The following is a 16,579-nucleotide window of genomic DNA, read 5'->3' as shown; positions in this document are numbered from 1 at the left end:
TTTTGTACGGGAGCTTGAAGAGCGGCTATATGATGGTTGCAGTGTCACATTCACGCTTCCTCATCATAGTAGCACCTTATTGGCGCGCGGTGTTTTGAGCAGGCTGGAAGCGCGGGGATGCTATACGGCTGAGATAGACCTGTCTAACGTCTCAACGATTGAGGAATTGACGCTTCTATTGTTGCAGACGGTTCTTCAATTACGTATTGGCATTAGCGCCTTACCGAACTCCTCCCTAAACGACTTCATAGACAGTCTGTCCCGACCTGAGATCCGTGCCAAAATCAAAGACGTTGTGGACATACCATATGTGCAGAGTGTTAAAGAAAGCCCTCTTGAACTCCTGGACGAAAGCATAAGCCTCCTGCAACGCATCCCAGAACAATCGAAAGCGAGGTTGGTTGTTTGGTTCCACGAATTTCAGGTGATCCACAAGATTGACGACCTCTTGCTGAAGCGGCTCCGTGCGACATTCCAACATCAGACCCATGTAACCTATGCGTTTGTCGGTAGCGACCCCGACCTGATGCGAACGCTGTTTGCCGACCAACATGAGGCATTGTATCGGTTCGCTGTAATGTTGCAGTACCCAGGTGTAAGGGCGGGAGGGTGAAGGTCACTTGAATGGGCATACTTCATCGAAGGGGTGTTTGCGTACCAACACGATACGTGCTCTAAAGTTCAGTGCGGCTTGGCATAACATTCACTTTAACTTATCGTTTCATTTACGATGGTCAGCTTGGACGGGGGGTGACTTTTACTCTTTCTTGGACACCTTGGAGCATCCGTCAGCACCCGCCGACCGCACCCACACGACGATTGTCCGCACGACCGCCACTCCCCAATATCTCAAAACACATCGCATCCACAGGACGGGGGATATGGGTACTTCTCATGCTGTTTTGGGAGGGGTATGGGGGTGTTTGTTGACCTATAGGAAAAAACGTGAAAGAGATAAAAGCAAACTGCAAAAGTAACAAGAGATATGAGATAACCCCTCCATACACCTCCCATTTTCCGAATACAAGCCTCCCTCTCCCCGTGGATGGTGATGGATGGGTAGGCGGGCGCAGGCGGGAAGTTACGGAGCGGAGTTCACACACAATGATAGCGGCTGTACGTTCTGTTTAGGATTTATTCGGAGGTATTCAACGTAGAGGATTGATGCGTCCTCAGACCCGAAGCCCATGTACCAAACATCACCTTTTCCTCCGTTGCGATGTAAACTCCAGAGTCACCCCGTTTCGCCATGCCCAGCCTCGAAGTTCTTGAATTACTTTGTCAGCATCCGCCAGACTAAACGAAATCGAAATCGGGTATTTACGCTTCTTGAAATACAATAAGAACGTGGAACTTCGCTCAAGCACCCGAATTTTCCTTACGTCTTCTGCTGTATACGTCGTTTTATCGAATATCAGTTGACTATCCGCTATGCTGAGTCTCCGATACTTAAATGCAAGATAGAAGGCGAATCCGACCCAGGCAAGCAGATAAGCTGAACCAATTATCCATACGATTTCCTTGTACGGATTGGGTAGGCTGTTTCCAAGAGGAACCCAGATTATAATCAACGCACTGAATGGCGCAACGGTGGGTACTGCGTTTGCTTTGTATCCGACTGGAATCACCCCCAACTATGCAGATTCTATGCGATTCTGCGCTTGCAATCCATCTCGATGTTTACGTTTCAATATCTGTAACCATTTTTGTTTATACAGACCAAGCATCCAGAGCGAACGATCTGAACACACGTTACCTCACGGTGTTGTGTAAATGCAACAAATATATGCCATAAAAAAGGAGTCCCAAGTGCCATGACACTTTGACTCCCTTGCGTGAATACCCGATAGTTTGGTGCACCCTCTGAATTAAACTCGATTTTCCTTTACCATTCTCCAATATTGCCAACCAAGTGCAGATAACCGACAAGATTTTGAATTGACCGCCGCCCAATACATATGGTCTTCACCGACTGGTTTAACCAGCCCCACTTGAACCATCTTTTGAAGCTCCTTAAAGACGGCAACGTTTTTTGGATCAAAGCCATCGATTGTATCTTCAAAGGTTGGGTTCAAAGGAAATTCATGCTCTGGACTTGGAAAGTATGTAGTCAGCTTTCTCAGAATATCCAGCGCAATGACGGGCTGGATTTGTCTCAAGTGTGTAAATCGGCTAACGCTTGTCTTAAATACGGGTCTTTGTTCCCAAGCACCCAGCGCACTATCCACGTAGGCATAGATGCTACCAGGAGTAATGTACCCACGTAAATCAGCCGCACTTCCCTGTAATCCATCCACCAAGAGAGACGTGAAAACACCTTGACCACCGCGCTCAATGGCAGGCTCATCAGGTCGTGATGCAGTCATTACAGTAACCCCGTCTTTCAATTGGGTTGCTACTCCACCAGTTACGGCAGGTGATCCAAATGAACCCGAAAAGCAACAATCCAATATAATGATGCGATCCTTGGAGCGGGAATCGTTTGCCAATGTGAGGATTTCATCCATGGAAATCCCTTCGTCATACCTTCGAGCATCCGTAGTTACTATCTTTCCACCTGTACTCGTAACTGTGCCGTGTCCTGAAAAATACAACAGTGCAACATCATTTTCTCCGTGGAAGAGGAGTTCTATCGACTCTTTAAGCTTTGAACGAGTTATTGTATCGGATGATGATACCAGTGTCCTTACATCAAAATTTCGCGTTCCATCACCGTTGAATTCCAGAACTGTTGCTACTTCGGTTGCATCTCGGACACAGCCGCTCAAGTTGTTGAAATTATCGTAGTGATCAACTCCAACAATCAGTGCTTTTCTCATGTCATCCCCCACCTTACTTACATAGGTCTTTTATGGCGTTTACAATTGAGGACGTTTGCCATTTCACAATCTTGTCGGCATTCTCTTTGACGACTCTTGAAGTTCGTTCTGCTCCCCAGTATTCAACCGCAAGAATCGGTTTAGCGGTGGCAAACTCAGTCTTGGCAATCTTGATCTCCTTGTCAATCCACTTACTATATGAGGCATAGACCCCTGCCAAAATGATAACGACGCTACTCGGAGAAACCTGCTTTTTGATTGCGTCATAGAGTTCTTTGTCGTTCTTTGCGTTATGAATAGGATCGCCTTTCGGCACTGAATAATCTCTGTACTTAATGTCACCTTGATTTAACAACCGAATCAGTCCATCGTATTGGTCGCCATAAGCCCATGAGTGACTGATGAACAAGTTATAAATCTTCTCATGTCTCGCCATGTTTACGCCCCTTTACTCAAGCAATCTATTACATCTATTGTAATCCAATTGTTATCTTGTGTCTGCAGATTCGACTCTATCAACCCCGCAATGGTAAATTTCCTGCCTTTATCTCGCCCCAAATCCGCCCTGTCTGTCCTATACGACTGAATAAATCTACGAATCATGAGTAAAAGAAATAGATTCAAATAACCAGGATTCCCATTGTGGGAAACGTTCAAGGAGGAATCAACGTGTCGAAAGATGACAAGGGAAATCGGGAACTTCATCCTTCGGTTGGTTTGAGGTTGAAGCACTATCGAAAAGAAAAGGGGCTGTCACTGTACGACCTCTCCAAGCTGATCAACGTATCGCCCAGTTATTTGAATAGGATCGAAAACGGGGAGCGAAAAGCAGTGTCCACCCCAATTCTTAAGTCTTGGTGCGAGGCACTTGGGATCAGCATGTATCAGTTGCTCAATGTGCCCGTTGACGCGGAGGAAGAAAGAACTCTCTTTGATCTACTGATGCTATACAAGTACACCGTCGCAAACGGGATCGAGGCGACTCCTGAGATCAAAGCGGCTATCTTCGCGCTGGATAATCAAGTCGTGAACAGTGATTTGACGGGCGAGAAATCCTATCAGGATGCAATCCTCATCCTCGAACGTGCGAAGGAATTGAACAGATTAATTAAACAGGCTTGTCATTAACCAGGCGCGAGAGAACTCTGAGGGGTTCTCTCGTCCTTTTGGGATTCGATGAGGAGGGTTCAACATGAGTCTTAAAGGCAGTGAACGTGAGTTCATTTTTTCAGTCTATCTGAGACAACATCAACGGATGATAGAGAACGTCTTGGGATTTTCACTGACTGATTTGTTGCTGGAGAAATACTGGGACAAGCTGAAGCTTGATTTGTTTGGTTACGAGAAGAAATTGGGTGTCCCCGTAATAATGGAGGTGTGGCTTGCAAGGTCGAATGGGTATCACCAAGAACGCTTCATCAATCTTATTGACATGCTTGATGAGGGGGCGGTTCTGGTGTATCTCGCCCTTGGCTTTCAGGATCAGCACGTCATTGAGTTGGAAAGACGGGTTAGAGGATGTGGCAAGCCGATCAAACTCATTCTGGTGAACATAAGTGAGCGGGTGTTAGAACCTTTGGATCGCCTTAACGCCATGCATAAGTTACAGATTTATTGGGAGTTGGGGATTCTCAATGAAATTGAGAAGCCACTTGAATTGATGAAAGTCATCGAACATCCCTTGTTTAAGGGTCTTAGCCCGAAACCAGTTCCAAACAATCACGGATTCGATTTGTCCAAACAAGTTGATGTCAATCGATATCTTCTTCTTCGATTACGAGAGGCAGTTCCAAACTTTCTGCCACTGCAACGGGAAAAGCGGTTTTACGAAGATAACGCGACCATTCGCTTGGGTGGAGGTAAAACTGGAGTGGATTACTTTATTTCTGCGAGAAATCGTAGAAACCAAGCACTTGTCGAGTTACGGTTTGACCAATCGAATCGTGAACTATTTCAACTATTTACCACGAAACCTTGGCTGTTGAAAGAGCAGATCGATGAAAGAGTCAAGATAGGCGACAATGTGATTGGGTGTCACTTTCGTTCCTTTGATAGTGTCGAGGACACAGCGTCCGAATTGGCGCGAATTTTTAGTAAGATGGTCAACGTCATCAGTTATCGATTGTTCGACATCCTGAGGTTTGAATATCAGATGGTGTGATAACTGTAGGGACAACGTAAAGAGCAGGGGGGGTCAAAGGCGTTGGGACACCAACGCCATTACATATTGGGTCGCGACGAATGAGTGCGGACGACTTCACATCTGTCTGATAAAATAGTGGGAGGAGAAATAGTCGATCCCGACACATTGGCGTCTCAAGACGCACAACTTCATAATTCACCGTTGAGGAGCCGTAAGTATGAACAATTTCCAAGATAAAGTGAACTTCATATGGACAATTGCCGAGATTCTACGAGGACCGTACAAGAAAGAGGATTACGGCAAAGTCGTTTTGCCGATGGCAGTGCTAAGACGCTTCGATTGTGTATTAGCCGAGACAAAGGAAGAAGTCCTGGCTCAATATGAAAAGTACAAACATTTGCCGCAGGAGTCACGGGATGAGATCCTGAACCGAGTTGCCAAGCAAAACTTTAGTAACGTGAGCAAGTACGACTTTGAAAAGCTTTTGGCTGATTCCGACAACATCGCCGATAATCTTCGCGACTACATAAACGGGTTTTCGAAAGTTGCACGCGATATCATAGAATACTTCGACTTTGACAAACAAATCGAGAAGATGGACAGGAACAACCTACTGTATCTTGTGGTCAAGCGTTTCGGTGAGATTGATTTACATCCGAATATTGTAAGTAATGTTGAGATGGGCTACATCTTCGAGGAACTGATCCGCCGATTCTCCGAGCATGGGGAAGCGGGCGACCACTATACGCCGCGAGAGGTCATCCGCCTCATGGTCAATCTGCTACTCAACGAAGACACGGAGGACTTAATCAAGCCTGGTATCACCCAAACACTATATGACTGCTGTGCGGGGACGGGCGGGATGGGTTCCGTCGCCCAAGAATATCTCAAGGAATTGAATAAGACTGCAAGCTTTGAGTTCTTCGGTCAGGAGGTTAATGAGGAGTCTTACGCGATTTGTAAAGCGGATATCTTGATCAAGGGGGAACAAGCGAAGAACATTGCGTTCGGCAATACCCTGACGAACGATGCATTTCCAAACATGAAGTTTGATTATATGATTACGAATCCGCCATATGGCGTTGAGTGGAAGCCAGCCGAAAAAGCCGTTAAGGATGAACACGAACAGAAGGGATTCAATGGGCGATTCGGTGCGGGATTGCCTCGGATTAGTGACGGTCAACTTCTCTTCCTGCAACACTTGGTATCCAAGATGAAGCCCGTTACTCCAGAAAATCCAAAGGGGAGCCGTATCGCTATCATCATGAACGGAAGCCCCTTGTTCACTGGGGATGCTGGGAGCGGAGAAAGTGAAATTCGTCGATATCTCATTGAGAACGATCTCGTTGAGGGAATCGTAGCATTGCCAGACCAACTCTTTTACAATACAGGGATTTCGACGTACATTTGGATTTTGACGAATAACAAAGATCCACTTCGAAAAGGTAAAATTCAGCTTGTCAATGCGGTATCGTTCTACCAAAAGATGAAAAAGAGCCTCGGTAACAAACGGAATGAGCTTTCAAACGAACACATCGAAGAAATTGTACGGATATATGGCAGTCTCAAGCCAGGCGAACACTGCAAAATCTTTGACAACGAGGACTTTGGATACAGGAAAATCACTGTCGAACGTCCTCTTCGCTTAAACTTCCTGATTAGTGAAGAGCGGATTAAGAGGCTTTGGGAGCAGACTGCATTTATGAACCTTGCAACGTCCAAAAAGAAAGGGCAAGCGGGCTTGGATGAGATTGAGGCGGGAAAGAAACTGCAACAGCAAATCGTAGAAGCTCTTCGGTCATTGAATGACAATATAGTTTATAAAGACAGAGATGCCTTTACAAAGAGGCTGAAAAAGGTGTTCAAGGAGTGCGGCATAACGATTTCCGCTCCGCTCTTGAAGGCGATCCTGTCCGCTCTGAGCGAAAAGGACGAGACAGCGGATATCTGCACGGACAGTAAGGGCAATCCCGAGCCTGATCCTGACTTGAGAGATACGGAAAATGTTCCGCTCAAAGAGGATATTCATGCGTATTTTGAGCGAGAAGTGAAGCCTCATGTGCCCGATGCCTGGATTGACGAGAGCAAAACAAAAATCGGTTATGAGATTCCGTTTACAAGGTACTTTTACAAGTACACTCCACTTCGTAGTTCGCAAGAGATTTTGAGCGAGATCAAGGAACTCGAAAAAAGCATACTGGACAAGCTGGAGAAGGTGTTCGGATGATGGCGCAGTATAGGAGATACGAACAGTATAAAGATAGCGGTGTGGAGTGGATTGGGACAATGCCAGAGGGCTGGGGAATTAGGAGGCTGAAACTTGGAGTTAATTTGAGAAACCAAAAGGTGATTGATGACAATGATCTTACGTATTTGGGATTAGAGAATGTTGAATCAATGACGGGCAAAATAATTGAAGATGAATCGTTGGGAGAAGACCATATTGTCGAAGGAACATCGAACAAGTTTTACAAAGGGGACGTATTGTTTGGTAAATTACGACCTTATTTAGCAAAGTGCACAGTCGCTCAGTTCGATGGTAAATGTACCACAGAGTTGTTGGTGATTCGGTCGAAGAGCAGAGAGATCTATAACCGATACCTGTTCTATTTAATGATCTCAAGTCCCTTTATTGATTTGGTGAATTCGTCGACTTACGGGTCAAAAATGCCGAGAGCAAATTGGGAGTTTATCGGAAACCAATTTATTCCGTGCGTTGGAATTGAGGAGCAAATCCAAATCGCAAATTTCCTCGACCAGAAAACAGCCGAAATCGATTCCCTCATCGCTGACAAGGAAAAGTTGATTGCCCTGTTGGAAGAACAGCGGCAGGCGATCATCACGGAAGCGGTGACAAAGGGATTGAACCCCGATGTGAAGATGAAGGATTCTGGTGTGGAGTGGATTGGGGAGATACCAGAGCATTGGCACATCAGAAAAGTAAAATACCTGTCCGATATCCTAAGAGGAAAGTTCTCCCACAGACCTCGTAACGACCCAAGTCTGTATGACGGAGAATATCCCTTCATTCAAACAGGAGACGTAGCTTCGGCGGGTAAATTCCTTGTGGAATACTCTCAAACGTTGAATGAACAGGGTTTTGCGGTAAGTAAAATGTTCCCAAAGGGAACTTTGGTAATGACAATAGCCGCCAACATCGGGGATCTGTCGATATTGAATTTCGAAGCCTGTTTCCCTGACAGTATCGTTGGGTTCGTTCCGAAACGCCAAATCGATTTGAACTATCTGTACTATAACTTGACGGCAATGAAGAAGGAATTTCTGCGGACCTCAACGGTAAACACACAAATGAACTTAAACGTTGAGCGGATAGGTGGTTTGTTAACGTGTTGCCCGCCTTACGACGAACAAGTTGCGATTGCTGAATATCTTGACGAAAGGGTCTTAGAAATAGATAAGCTTCAAGAGGAGATTTCTCTACAAATCGACCGCATACAAGAGTACCGTCAGTCTATCATCTTCGAAGCGGTTACAGGAAAAATTGATGTTAGGGACATGGTAGTGGAAGTGACCGTAATTGCATAATCAGGTGGGGGAGGGGTGACATCATGGCAATCGATTCTACCGAAAAAGGATTTGAGACCAATATTGAGGATTGGCTTGTTCAGTCAGGATATAGGAGCAGGCGTATTGAGGGACACGCATTAGAAGTTTTCAAAAAATATGCCCTTGACGTGGAGGTTCTCTTTGAGTTCCTGGAGAGCACCCAGTCAAAATCCCTGGAACGACTCCGTAGGGTGTACAAGGATCAGACCAAAGAGAAGATTCTGGAGCGGCTCAATAAGGAACTGGGCAGTCGAGGTATGATCGATTGCCTCCGCCATGGCATCAAGGATTACGGCGTGACGCTGAAACTCGCCTATAACCAGCCTGTCAGCTATATGAATCGAACACTTGCAGAACTGTATGAGAAGAACATTTTCACAATCAGTCGCCAAGTGTACTACAGTTCGCAGAACAACAACAGCATCGACATGCTGGTATCGTTGAATGGGCTTCCCATTGCTGTACTGGAGTTGAAAAACCCGCTCACCAACCAAACGGTTGACGATGCCAAACGACAATACATGCGGGATCGTGACCCGAAGGAATTGTTGTTTCAGTTTAAGAAACGTGCCATCGTGTTCTTTGCTGTAGATCCCGATGAGGTTTATATGACAACGAAATTGGAGAAGGAAAACACATTCTTTCTCCCGTTTAACAAAGGAAACAATGGGGGCAAAGGTAATCCACCTGTTGCCAATGACTACAAGACGGCATATCTGTGGAAAGAAGTCCTGCAAAAGCACAGTTTAATCGATATTCTATTTCGCTTTGTTTTCGTACAACAAGAGGATATCTTGGACAGCACAGGGGAAGTCATCGACAAGAAGGAAACGGTCATCTTTCCGCGATACCATCAGTTGGATGTTGTGAGGAAGATTGAGGCGGATGTAAAGCTGTTTGGCGTTGGGACAAACTATCTCGTTCAACATTCTGCAGGGAGTGGCAAGACAAATAGTATCTCATGGTTGGCTCACCGACTCGCGAAGCTTCATGACCGTGACGATAATGCTATTTTCAACAGTGTTATTGTCATTACGGATCGCAGGGTGTTGGATAAGCAGTTGCAAGATGCGGTGTACCAGTTGGAACACAAGGCTGGCATGGTCGCCAAGATTGACAAGGACTCCAATCAACTTGCACATGAATTGGTGAACAATACCCGCATTATCATTACAACACTGCAAAAGTTCCCGTTCATCATGGAAAAGGTCGGGGAATTTGCGCGGGGTAAGTATGCCATCATCATTGACGAGGCACACAGTTCGCAGGGCGGGAAATCGGCGACCGCAATGACTAACATCCTATCGAATAAGACGTTGGAGGAAGCTCTGGAAGCGGATCGAATCGCCGAAGAGAACATGGAGGACATTGACGAGAAAATCGTTGAGACTATTGTGAAGAGCGGCAAGCAGGACAATATCTCTTTCTTCGCCTTTACCGCCACACCGAAGGCAAAGACGCTGGAGAAGTTCGGGCGGATGGGTGATGATGGGAAGCCCCATGCTTTTCATGTTTATTCCATGCGGCAAGCCATTGAGGAAGGCTTTATCCTGGACGTACTGGCAAACTACACGACCTACAAAACGTATTACAAGGTCGCCAAAATGATCGAAGATGACCCCGAAGTGTCCAGTAAACAGGCATCCAAAGAGATCGCGAAGTATGTTTCCCTGCATCCTCATAACATCGCTCAGAAGACCGAGATCATGATTGAGCATTTCAGACGTGTGACCAGACATAAGATTGGCGGACGTGCCAAGGCGATGGTTGTCACGGCGAGTCGATTGCACGCAGTTAAATATAAGCAGGCGTTCGATAAATATATACGTGACAAGGGCTATACAGATATGAAAGCCGTGGTCGCATTCTCTGGGACAGTTGTGGATTCGGGTATCTCCTATACTGAGCCGTTGATGAATGGATTTGGGGAAAAAGAATTGCCCAAGAAATTCCATACAGATGAGTATAGGGTTTTGCTTGTCGCCGAGAAGTATCAGACAGGCTTTGATGAGCCACTTCTTCACACGATGTTCGTAGATAAGAAGCTGGACGGGATTAAGGCAGTTCAAACATTGTCCAGGCTTAATCGCACATGCAAAGGGAAGAACGACACCTTCATCCTCGATTTCGTGAACGAAGCCGAAGACATCCAGAAAGCTTTCCAACCGTACTATGAGGTCACAGGACTCTCGGATACGACAAATCCAAACATCCTTTACGATTTACAGCGGGAACTGGACGCTTACCAAGTCTACACGGATGACGAAGTGATAGAAGTCTCAAAGTTGGAATTCAGCGGAAAGAAGAAAACAACGAAAACGCAGGAGAAACTGAGCGCCATCCTTGATATGGCGGTCGAACGATACAAGAAAGAGTTGCCGAAGGAACGCCAGGAAGACTTCAAGAGCACGGGCATGAAGTTTATTCGGACGTATTCATTTGTCTTGCAGATTGCCCCTTTCATTGACGTGGAACTGCACAAATTGTACGTGTACCTCAACTATCTGCTCAAAAAGTTGCCGAAAAATCAGTCGGAAGCTGTCTATCTGGCGGACGAAATCGCGCTTGAATACTATCGAAACACCATGGTGTTTGAGGGGAGCATTTCGCTTGAAGTCCAGGGTGGGGCTGAACTGAATCCGACATCGCATGGTGGGGGAGGCGGCAAAGAGGAGCCGAGGGACAGACTCTCTGCCATCATCAATCGGCTAAATGAACGGTTCGGTACGGATTTTACTGAAACAGACCGCCTGTCTTACGAACAAATCAAAGAGGATATTATCAACAACGACGACCTGGCTCAGAAGGCAAGGAGCAATACCAAGGAGAACTTTAAGTTCAGCTACGAGAAGGCATTTCTGGACATCGTGATCGGCAGAATGGGTCAGAACGAGAAATTTTTCATGAAAATCCTCGAAGATGGTGACTTTAAGACTGCCGTGATGGACTATATGTTTGAGGAAGTGTACAAGGGTCTCAGTAATAGGACGGAGAAAGGTCCCTCCCATCCTGGGTTCTTGTCCAACGAACAAGAGGACGAACACAGTGACCCACCAGAAGCTTAGGAAGTAGCTGTATTCAACTTTAGACATGGACTGGACAACCTATCCGTCAATAATTGGACATTTTCCGCATCAATTGGACAGGACAGACGGCAATGGAAACGTCCATAGCTTTGCTTAATCAAACACCACCGTCTGATCCAAAATCTTCTCTGGTGGACGCGGATGGTGGGGCATTGGATTTGGAACAAGTCGGAATGAGAATGTGTTGAGGTCGTCGGGTAGTTTCGGGCTGACCATGTAAGCGATGGACGATTGGTTGGTGTGTCCTTGGGAACGGTGAAATTGGATCTGTCGCCCTTCATTCGGATCAATGTCTAACATCAGTTGCACATTCAATTCTGCAGTTTCCGCATCATCATCCGTGTAGATATCCACGTAAACAAGACTGAAATCGGCATATTGCTCCATGCGAGTAATCTGATAGGTGACTCCTTCCGACTGTACTTTCTTCATCACAGGAACGATGCCGACCAAGTTTTGCGGTGAAACGGGTAGTCGCGGTGGGCGGCGCGGATTGTTCATCGCGGCGAAAACCGATGCAATGACGTGGCGATCAACATGATATTCTTCGCACCACCGATCAAACTGTTCCTTTGTGGGATAACCGTTGGTTCCTTGGCTGATCCGAAGCCGTTCCGCAATGAGCTTCGCCAGTTGCTCGTCAATCGATTCCAGGCGATGGTCATAGGGGACTCTCATCAAGGGTCTCAGCCTCCTTTTCTTAGAAGGAATTTTCGCAATTGATTAGAAATAATTGATCGCATATACATATTTGTACCGTTGTGGACAACCTTCTGCTTGCATATTAGCCTCCGTTTGTCCAAGAACACTTGCCCGTCTTTGTAAAATTAACGGGATTTTTGGATCGCGCCTGTTTTCGGTAGTCCTGCCTCAGCAAGTTCAATACGGGCTTTGTTTACTTGTTCTGCAGGAACTTGGAGTGACGACCTGACAATTCTGTACGGAACCTTTACCTGGTCAAGCTTATGTTCCACTTCACTCAGCGTTTTGCCATTCACACCATTGAGTAGTGCCACATACTTGACTTTACTCGACGTTTGTGTATCCGCACGAAGTGCCCACATGCACAGTAGTATGATGCAGATGATTCCTGCAAGAACATAAATAGCAAGGTTTGTTCTATTCCTTCCTAAGAACATATATCCACCGCCTATACATTCCACAGCTTTCCCTGTGGTAACAAGATGTAGTGCGATATGTCGTCTCTATAAAGCATACTCTTTGGATTTACTACCTTCACGATGTGGAGACCGACCGACGATAGTTCCATTTGTTAATCGCTCGAAAAATCGCAATAAGTGCCACGATAGGCAAACACCGAACGGCTATAAGGAGTGTTAATTGGAGTAGTGTTAGCCAGTGAAAACCACCGTACATGAATGGTTGCCAAAGCCCTGTGACGATGGAAATTAGCGTCGGAATCACGCCTATCCACGAATTCCTTGTCCATAGATACAACAGGAGTCCCCAGACAATAAAAACTGCCGTTATGACGCTGACCCAGGGCTCCCTGATTGTGAGATCGCGAAAGCCAAACAGAAGTTCATTGACATTAAAGGATTGGGGCAATCGCATCAGAACCCATATGACTCCAAGGATACTTAAGGTCAACAATATGGAGGCGCGATCCTTCAAACAGCGGGTTTTAAAGAGCATTAACACGCTTACGCACAGTGCTAACATGAGGGAAGGAGAGTTCGGAATCGCAGAGACTATGCTTGAGGCATATCCCGAAAAGTCAGGGTAACGTTTGTACCACCCTCCTGGAAACTGCGAGTGAACTATGAATAGGTCGATGAAAAACCATATCAAGAACAGAGAAGACAAACCGTAGATCATCGGTATGGACAGCCCGAAGGTTTCTTTGGCGATTTTACGACGTATTACGGTCGGTTGTCCAAATTTCTCTAACGCCATTTTGGTGGCATCGTTTTCGTCATGACCCGATTTCATGAGACTCTGGATTTCGTCGTTTAAGTGGGATGACATCTCCTCAATCCACTCGGCTTTTTCGCGCTTCGTAAGTCCGCTCCACCGCATCACTCGTTCCAGGTATGATTGTATCGGACTTGTCACAGTGCAGATGCCTCCCCTAAGAAGGTGCTCAAAATTCGCTGGTATTTGTTCCACGATTCTCTCGATGATTCCAATTTTGCAAGCCCTTGCTTTGTAATGCGGTAATAACGTCGTCTGGGACCTCCTGTTTCGGTTCCCCAAAAGCCTTCAATGAGGTGTTCCGCCTCCAATCGGCGGAGTGCAGGATACAGCGTTCCTTCTTTCAATTCCAAGGCTCCGTCTGTTTGTTCATTCACATACTTGGCAATCTGATACCCATAGGTATCGCCGCGTGCCACAACAGAAAGAACAATGGGGTCAATGACCCCTTTCACCATATCCCGATTTATATAGAACACCACCATGTGTAGAATGTCTATGTATAAGGATAAACATCTACAGTGAAGATGTAAAGGGCGTGGTGCTGAATCCGACCAGCCCCCAGCCCCAATCCCTTGGTTTCTGAGCTATACTTAACCTTGACCCAATAAACATGGACGCAGGTGAACACCCATGCTAACCCTTCGTAACACACCCAATCTTGCTGGCATAGAAATCTCAGGCGACTACCTCGACTTGGATACTCTTTACTTAGCCCTACACACTATCGTTGGCGATGAAGGGGAGTACGATGGTTATGAAGGCGCTCGACTCCGAGTCCTTGGGCTCTGTTACGACTTACGCCATGCCATTCAGGGAGATCGGGAAGTGGAGTTCGTACCAAATGGCATGGATTCAGACAGGATGAAGTTTTTGGAACTCATAACCCCTGAGAAGAACCTGTACTACAGGTGCCAGGTCTATTATCCCGAGGCCCTGTTTGTTACCATCGCCCTGAACGACTTTATCCGCCTTTACGCGAAAAAGCAGGCGAAATCAGCCCCGTTTCCGCTCCTGGACAAGAAAAACCTGTGGGATTCTGCGATTGCGAATGTCAGATTGTTTCAGTCTCAGGTGATTAACTGTGTGAAAGAAGCGGTTACAGAGGCTTCCTTCAAACGGATAATGAACTTGATGCACAAGGATGATCCCTGGACGGATGGATACGCGACGCAATACTTAGACTTGCTCAACATTCGATACTTGAATATTGGGGACAGGGAAGAACGGGCGAAGGCTCTGTCAACAATCGTCAAGCGGATGGTCGAGCAAGGCAAGGAGTATCGCCAGGTGGAAGAGGAAGTTAGAGCGATGGCGAGACAGCACAATTGCTCTGTGGAGGATATCAGCTTGGTGGAGGATTATCCAGAGGTGGAATGGTAGAAGCAAGGCAGGGGTGAGTTTGGAAGGATAGCAGGGCGAAAATACCCATTGCCGACGGGAAGGGATGAGTAGACGTGTATCAGGCACTTACAGACCACGATATTGAGAAGTCTGTTTCAATGAAGTCGATAGTAAACGCGATTGAACGCACCTTTGAGGAACAGGTAAATGGAACGCTCGTTTCACCTCCGCGATTTCGTCTGGAAACGGAGCAGGGTGACTTGGTTTTTACCGCAGGTGCCGCAACAGCTTTTGAAAAGGTGATCGGATTTCGTGTGTATGATACCTATGCGAATGATTTGGACGGTCATCAGCAACTGGTATGCGTGTTTGATTCCGATACGGGAGTTTTCAAGGAGGTTGTCTAATGAAATTGGTGGGAAACGACATTTATCTAAGGTTTTTAGAGGAATCAGATGCTGTTGCCAAATTGCAACTGAACCTGAGAAATCGCACTTTCTTTGAAACTTACCTGACAACGCGGGGCGAGGAATTTTATACCATCGAGTATCAGATTAACTCTATTAAATCCAGTATGGAGAAAATGGAGCAAGATAGAGAGTATGTATTTGGATATTTTTAATCAGCACAGATGACTTGATAGGAATTATCGGTTTAACCGATGTAGTTCGAGGTCCGTTGCAATCGTGCTGGTTAGGGTACTCGTTGGACAAGGCTTACAATGGACGTGGATACACGACGGAAGCTGTTCGACTTGTTGTAGACTATGCGTTCCAGGTTCTGAAGCTACACCGAATTGAAGCGGGCGTAATGCCCCGCAACACACGTTCAATTCGAGTTCTGGAGAAGTCGGGATTCGAAAAAGAAGGTCTTTCAAGGAAGAATGTCTTAATCAATGGAAAGTGGGAAGATCATCTGCATTTTGCAATCGTAAATCCAGACGATTAGTCATATAGAGGGGATATGGGTGAGCACAACGATGAGCGGGAAAGTGTGCACAATTTGTGGAGGGGATAACAATTACGGGAATGTTGCAGGAAAACCTCACGGGACGTGTTGGTGTGATAAAGAGTTCTTTCCAAAGGAGATATTCGACAAAATCCCATCAACAGGGTCAGAAGAAACGTGCATATGTCAAAATTGCCTCGAGAAATTGAGGGGTGACATTGAGCAGGGTAAGGTCATTTAAGGGGATTTGGCATTCATGATGTTTGGATTATAATGACATGATTATATGCGGGGAAGTGACGTAAAGCCCTAAATTCCTGCCTTTCGCCTTGACCCGTCTATCCGCGAACGCTATGATAACGATAACAAGAGTACGTGCAAAGGACGAGAACTCATGAGGGAGCATCCGTTACCGCCAACCTCATATAGATTTCCAGGCACCGCTCAGTCGAACAGACTGGGCGTTTTTGTTTGGTTTTGACTAAAGTCAGCGAGAGACAGGGCGAAGACTATAGTCTGCAAGGGTTGAGAAAGAGCCAGGAAAGGGTGGGATAGATCGTGGATTACGAAGAGTTAAAGGAACTGCTTTCGGATATGGAGGATCGCGTTCGGTACGACATCCATCAAGTATGCAACCAATTAAAGGATATCCAAGCAGAAGTCAACACCTTGAAACAGCAAGCGAGTGTTATTGAGAAAATTATCCGTATCGTGGATCAAAACAACGCGGCGGCTTT

Annotated in this window: 15 protein-coding genes and 1 pseudogene; 10 read left to right on the top strand and 6 right to left on the bottom strand. The window is 46.2% G+C overall.

Annotation, left to right across the window (positions count from 1 at the left end; genetic code table 11):
• Positions 1-613 (top strand): hypothetical protein (locus tag AAC01S_RS19615; protein WP_169794076.1); only part of this gene is annotated, 613 nt, incomplete at its 5' end.
• 1,255 nt (positions 614-1,868) lie between these two features.
• Here AAC01S_RS19615 and AAC01S_RS16105 read toward each other — a convergent pair.
• Positions 1,869-2,819, bottom strand: coding sequence for a caspase family protein (locus tag AAC01S_RS16105; protein WP_067624786.1), 951 nt, complete (start codon positions 2,817-2,819; stop codon positions 1,869-1,871).
• Positions 2,820-2,832: 13 nt separating this feature from the next.
• Positions 2,833-3,255 carry a TIR domain-containing protein gene (locus AAC01S_RS16100; RefSeq protein ID WP_067624783.1) on the bottom strand — a complete coding sequence of 141 codons (423 nt, stop codon included), beginning with the start codon at positions 3,253-3,255 and terminating at the stop codon, positions 2,833-2,835.
• A gap of 233 nt (positions 3,256-3,488) precedes the next feature.
• Between AAC01S_RS16100 and AAC01S_RS16095 the strand changes: the two genes are divergently transcribed.
• The 5 genes from AAC01S_RS16095 to AAC01S_RS16075 all read left to right on the top strand — a co-directional run bounded on the left by AAC01S_RS16095 (position 3,489) and on the right by AAC01S_RS16075 (position 11,594).
• Positions 3,489-3,947, top strand: coding sequence for a helix-turn-helix domain-containing protein (locus AAC01S_RS16095; protein WP_067624780.1), 459 nt, complete (start codon positions 3,489-3,491; stop codon positions 3,945-3,947).
• Between the two features lie 64 nt (positions 3,948-4,011).
• The gene (locus AAC01S_RS16090) at positions 4,012-4,980 is read left to right on the top strand and encodes a hypothetical protein (RefSeq protein WP_067624777.1); all 969 of its coding nucleotides are present in this window, start codon (positions 4,012-4,014) and stop codon (positions 4,978-4,980) included.
• 199 nt (positions 4,981-5,179) lie between these two features.
• Entirely contained in the window at positions 5,180-7,189 is a 2,010-nt protein-coding gene (locus AAC01S_RS16085) for a type I restriction-modification system subunit M (RefSeq protein ID WP_067624774.1), read from the top strand.
• Entirely contained in the window at positions 7,186-8,508 is a 1,323-nt protein-coding gene (locus AAC01S_RS16080; protein ID WP_217997851.1) for a restriction endonuclease subunit S, read from the top strand. Before AAC01S_RS16085 ends, AAC01S_RS16080 begins: the two co-directional genes overlap by 4 nt.
• 23 nt (positions 8,509-8,531) lie before the next feature.
• Complete coding sequence (locus AAC01S_RS16075; protein ID WP_083511893.1) at positions 8,532-11,594, top strand: type I restriction endonuclease subunit R; 3,063 nt, start codon at positions 8,532-8,534, stop codon at positions 11,592-11,594.
• Between the two features lie 114 nt (positions 11,595-11,708).
• Here the strand turns inward: AAC01S_RS16075 and AAC01S_RS16070 are convergent, their stop codons facing one another.
• The 4 genes from AAC01S_RS16070 to AAC01S_RS16055 form a co-directional block, all read right to left on the bottom strand.
• Positions 11,709-12,296 carry a chorismate mutase family protein gene (locus AAC01S_RS16070; RefSeq protein ID WP_067624771.1) on the bottom strand — a complete coding sequence of 196 codons (588 nt, stop codon included), beginning with the start codon at positions 12,294-12,296 and terminating at the stop codon, positions 11,709-11,711.
• A gap of 146 nt (positions 12,297-12,442) precedes the next feature.
• The gene (locus AAC01S_RS20290) at positions 12,443-12,679 is read right to left on the bottom strand and encodes a hypothetical protein (RefSeq protein ID WP_370670837.1); all 237 of its coding nucleotides are present in this window, start codon (positions 12,677-12,679) and stop codon (positions 12,443-12,445) included.
• A 172-nt stretch (positions 12,680-12,851) separates the two neighbouring features.
• A complete protein-coding gene (locus AAC01S_RS16060; RefSeq protein WP_067624765.1) occupies positions 12,852-13,691 on the bottom strand; it encodes a permease prefix domain 1-containing protein in 840 nt (279 codons plus the stop codon).
• Positions 13,688-14,035, bottom strand: a complete 348-nt coding sequence (locus AAC01S_RS16055) for a PadR family transcriptional regulator (protein ID WP_067624762.1) — start codon at positions 14,033-14,035, stop codon at positions 13,688-13,690. Before AAC01S_RS16055 ends, AAC01S_RS16060 begins: the two co-directional genes overlap by 4 nt.
• A 148-nt stretch (positions 14,036-14,183) precedes the next feature.
• Here AAC01S_RS16055 and AAC01S_RS16050 point away from each other — a divergent pair, with 148 nt between their 5' ends.
• The 4 genes and pseudogenes from AAC01S_RS16050 to AAC01S_RS18990 all read left to right on the top strand — a co-directional run bounded on the left by AAC01S_RS16050 (position 14,184) and on the right by AAC01S_RS18990 (position 16,083).
• Positions 14,184-14,933 (top strand): DUF6904 family protein, encoded by a 750-nt coding sequence (locus tag AAC01S_RS16050; RefSeq protein WP_067624759.1) that lies wholly within the window; start codon positions 14,184-14,186, stop codon positions 14,931-14,933.
• A 74-nt stretch (positions 14,934-15,007) separates the two neighbouring features.
• Positions 15,008-15,301, top strand: a complete 294-nt coding sequence (locus AAC01S_RS16045) for a hypothetical protein (RefSeq protein WP_157071235.1) — start codon at positions 15,008-15,010, stop codon at positions 15,299-15,301.
• Positions 15,301-15,842: pseudogene (locus AAC01S_RS16040) on the top strand (GNAT family N-acetyltransferase). The gene AAC01S_RS16045 and the pseudogene AAC01S_RS16040 overlap by 1 nt, the downstream one beginning before the upstream one ends.
• A gap of 31 nt (positions 15,843-15,873) precedes the next feature.
• Positions 15,874-16,083 (top strand): cysteine-rich CWC family protein, encoded by a 210-nt coding sequence (locus tag AAC01S_RS18990; protein WP_083511895.1) that lies wholly within the window; start codon positions 15,874-15,876, stop codon positions 16,081-16,083.
• Positions 16,084-16,579 lie beyond the last annotated feature (496 nt).

The sequence above is a fragment of the Alicyclobacillus acidiphilus NBRC 100859 genome (assembly GCF_001544355.1).
Classification (GTDB): Bacteria; Bacillota; Bacilli; order Alicyclobacillales; family Alicyclobacillaceae; genus Alicyclobacillus; species Alicyclobacillus acidiphilus.
This window is presented reverse-complemented; position numbering and strand designations above follow the sequence as displayed.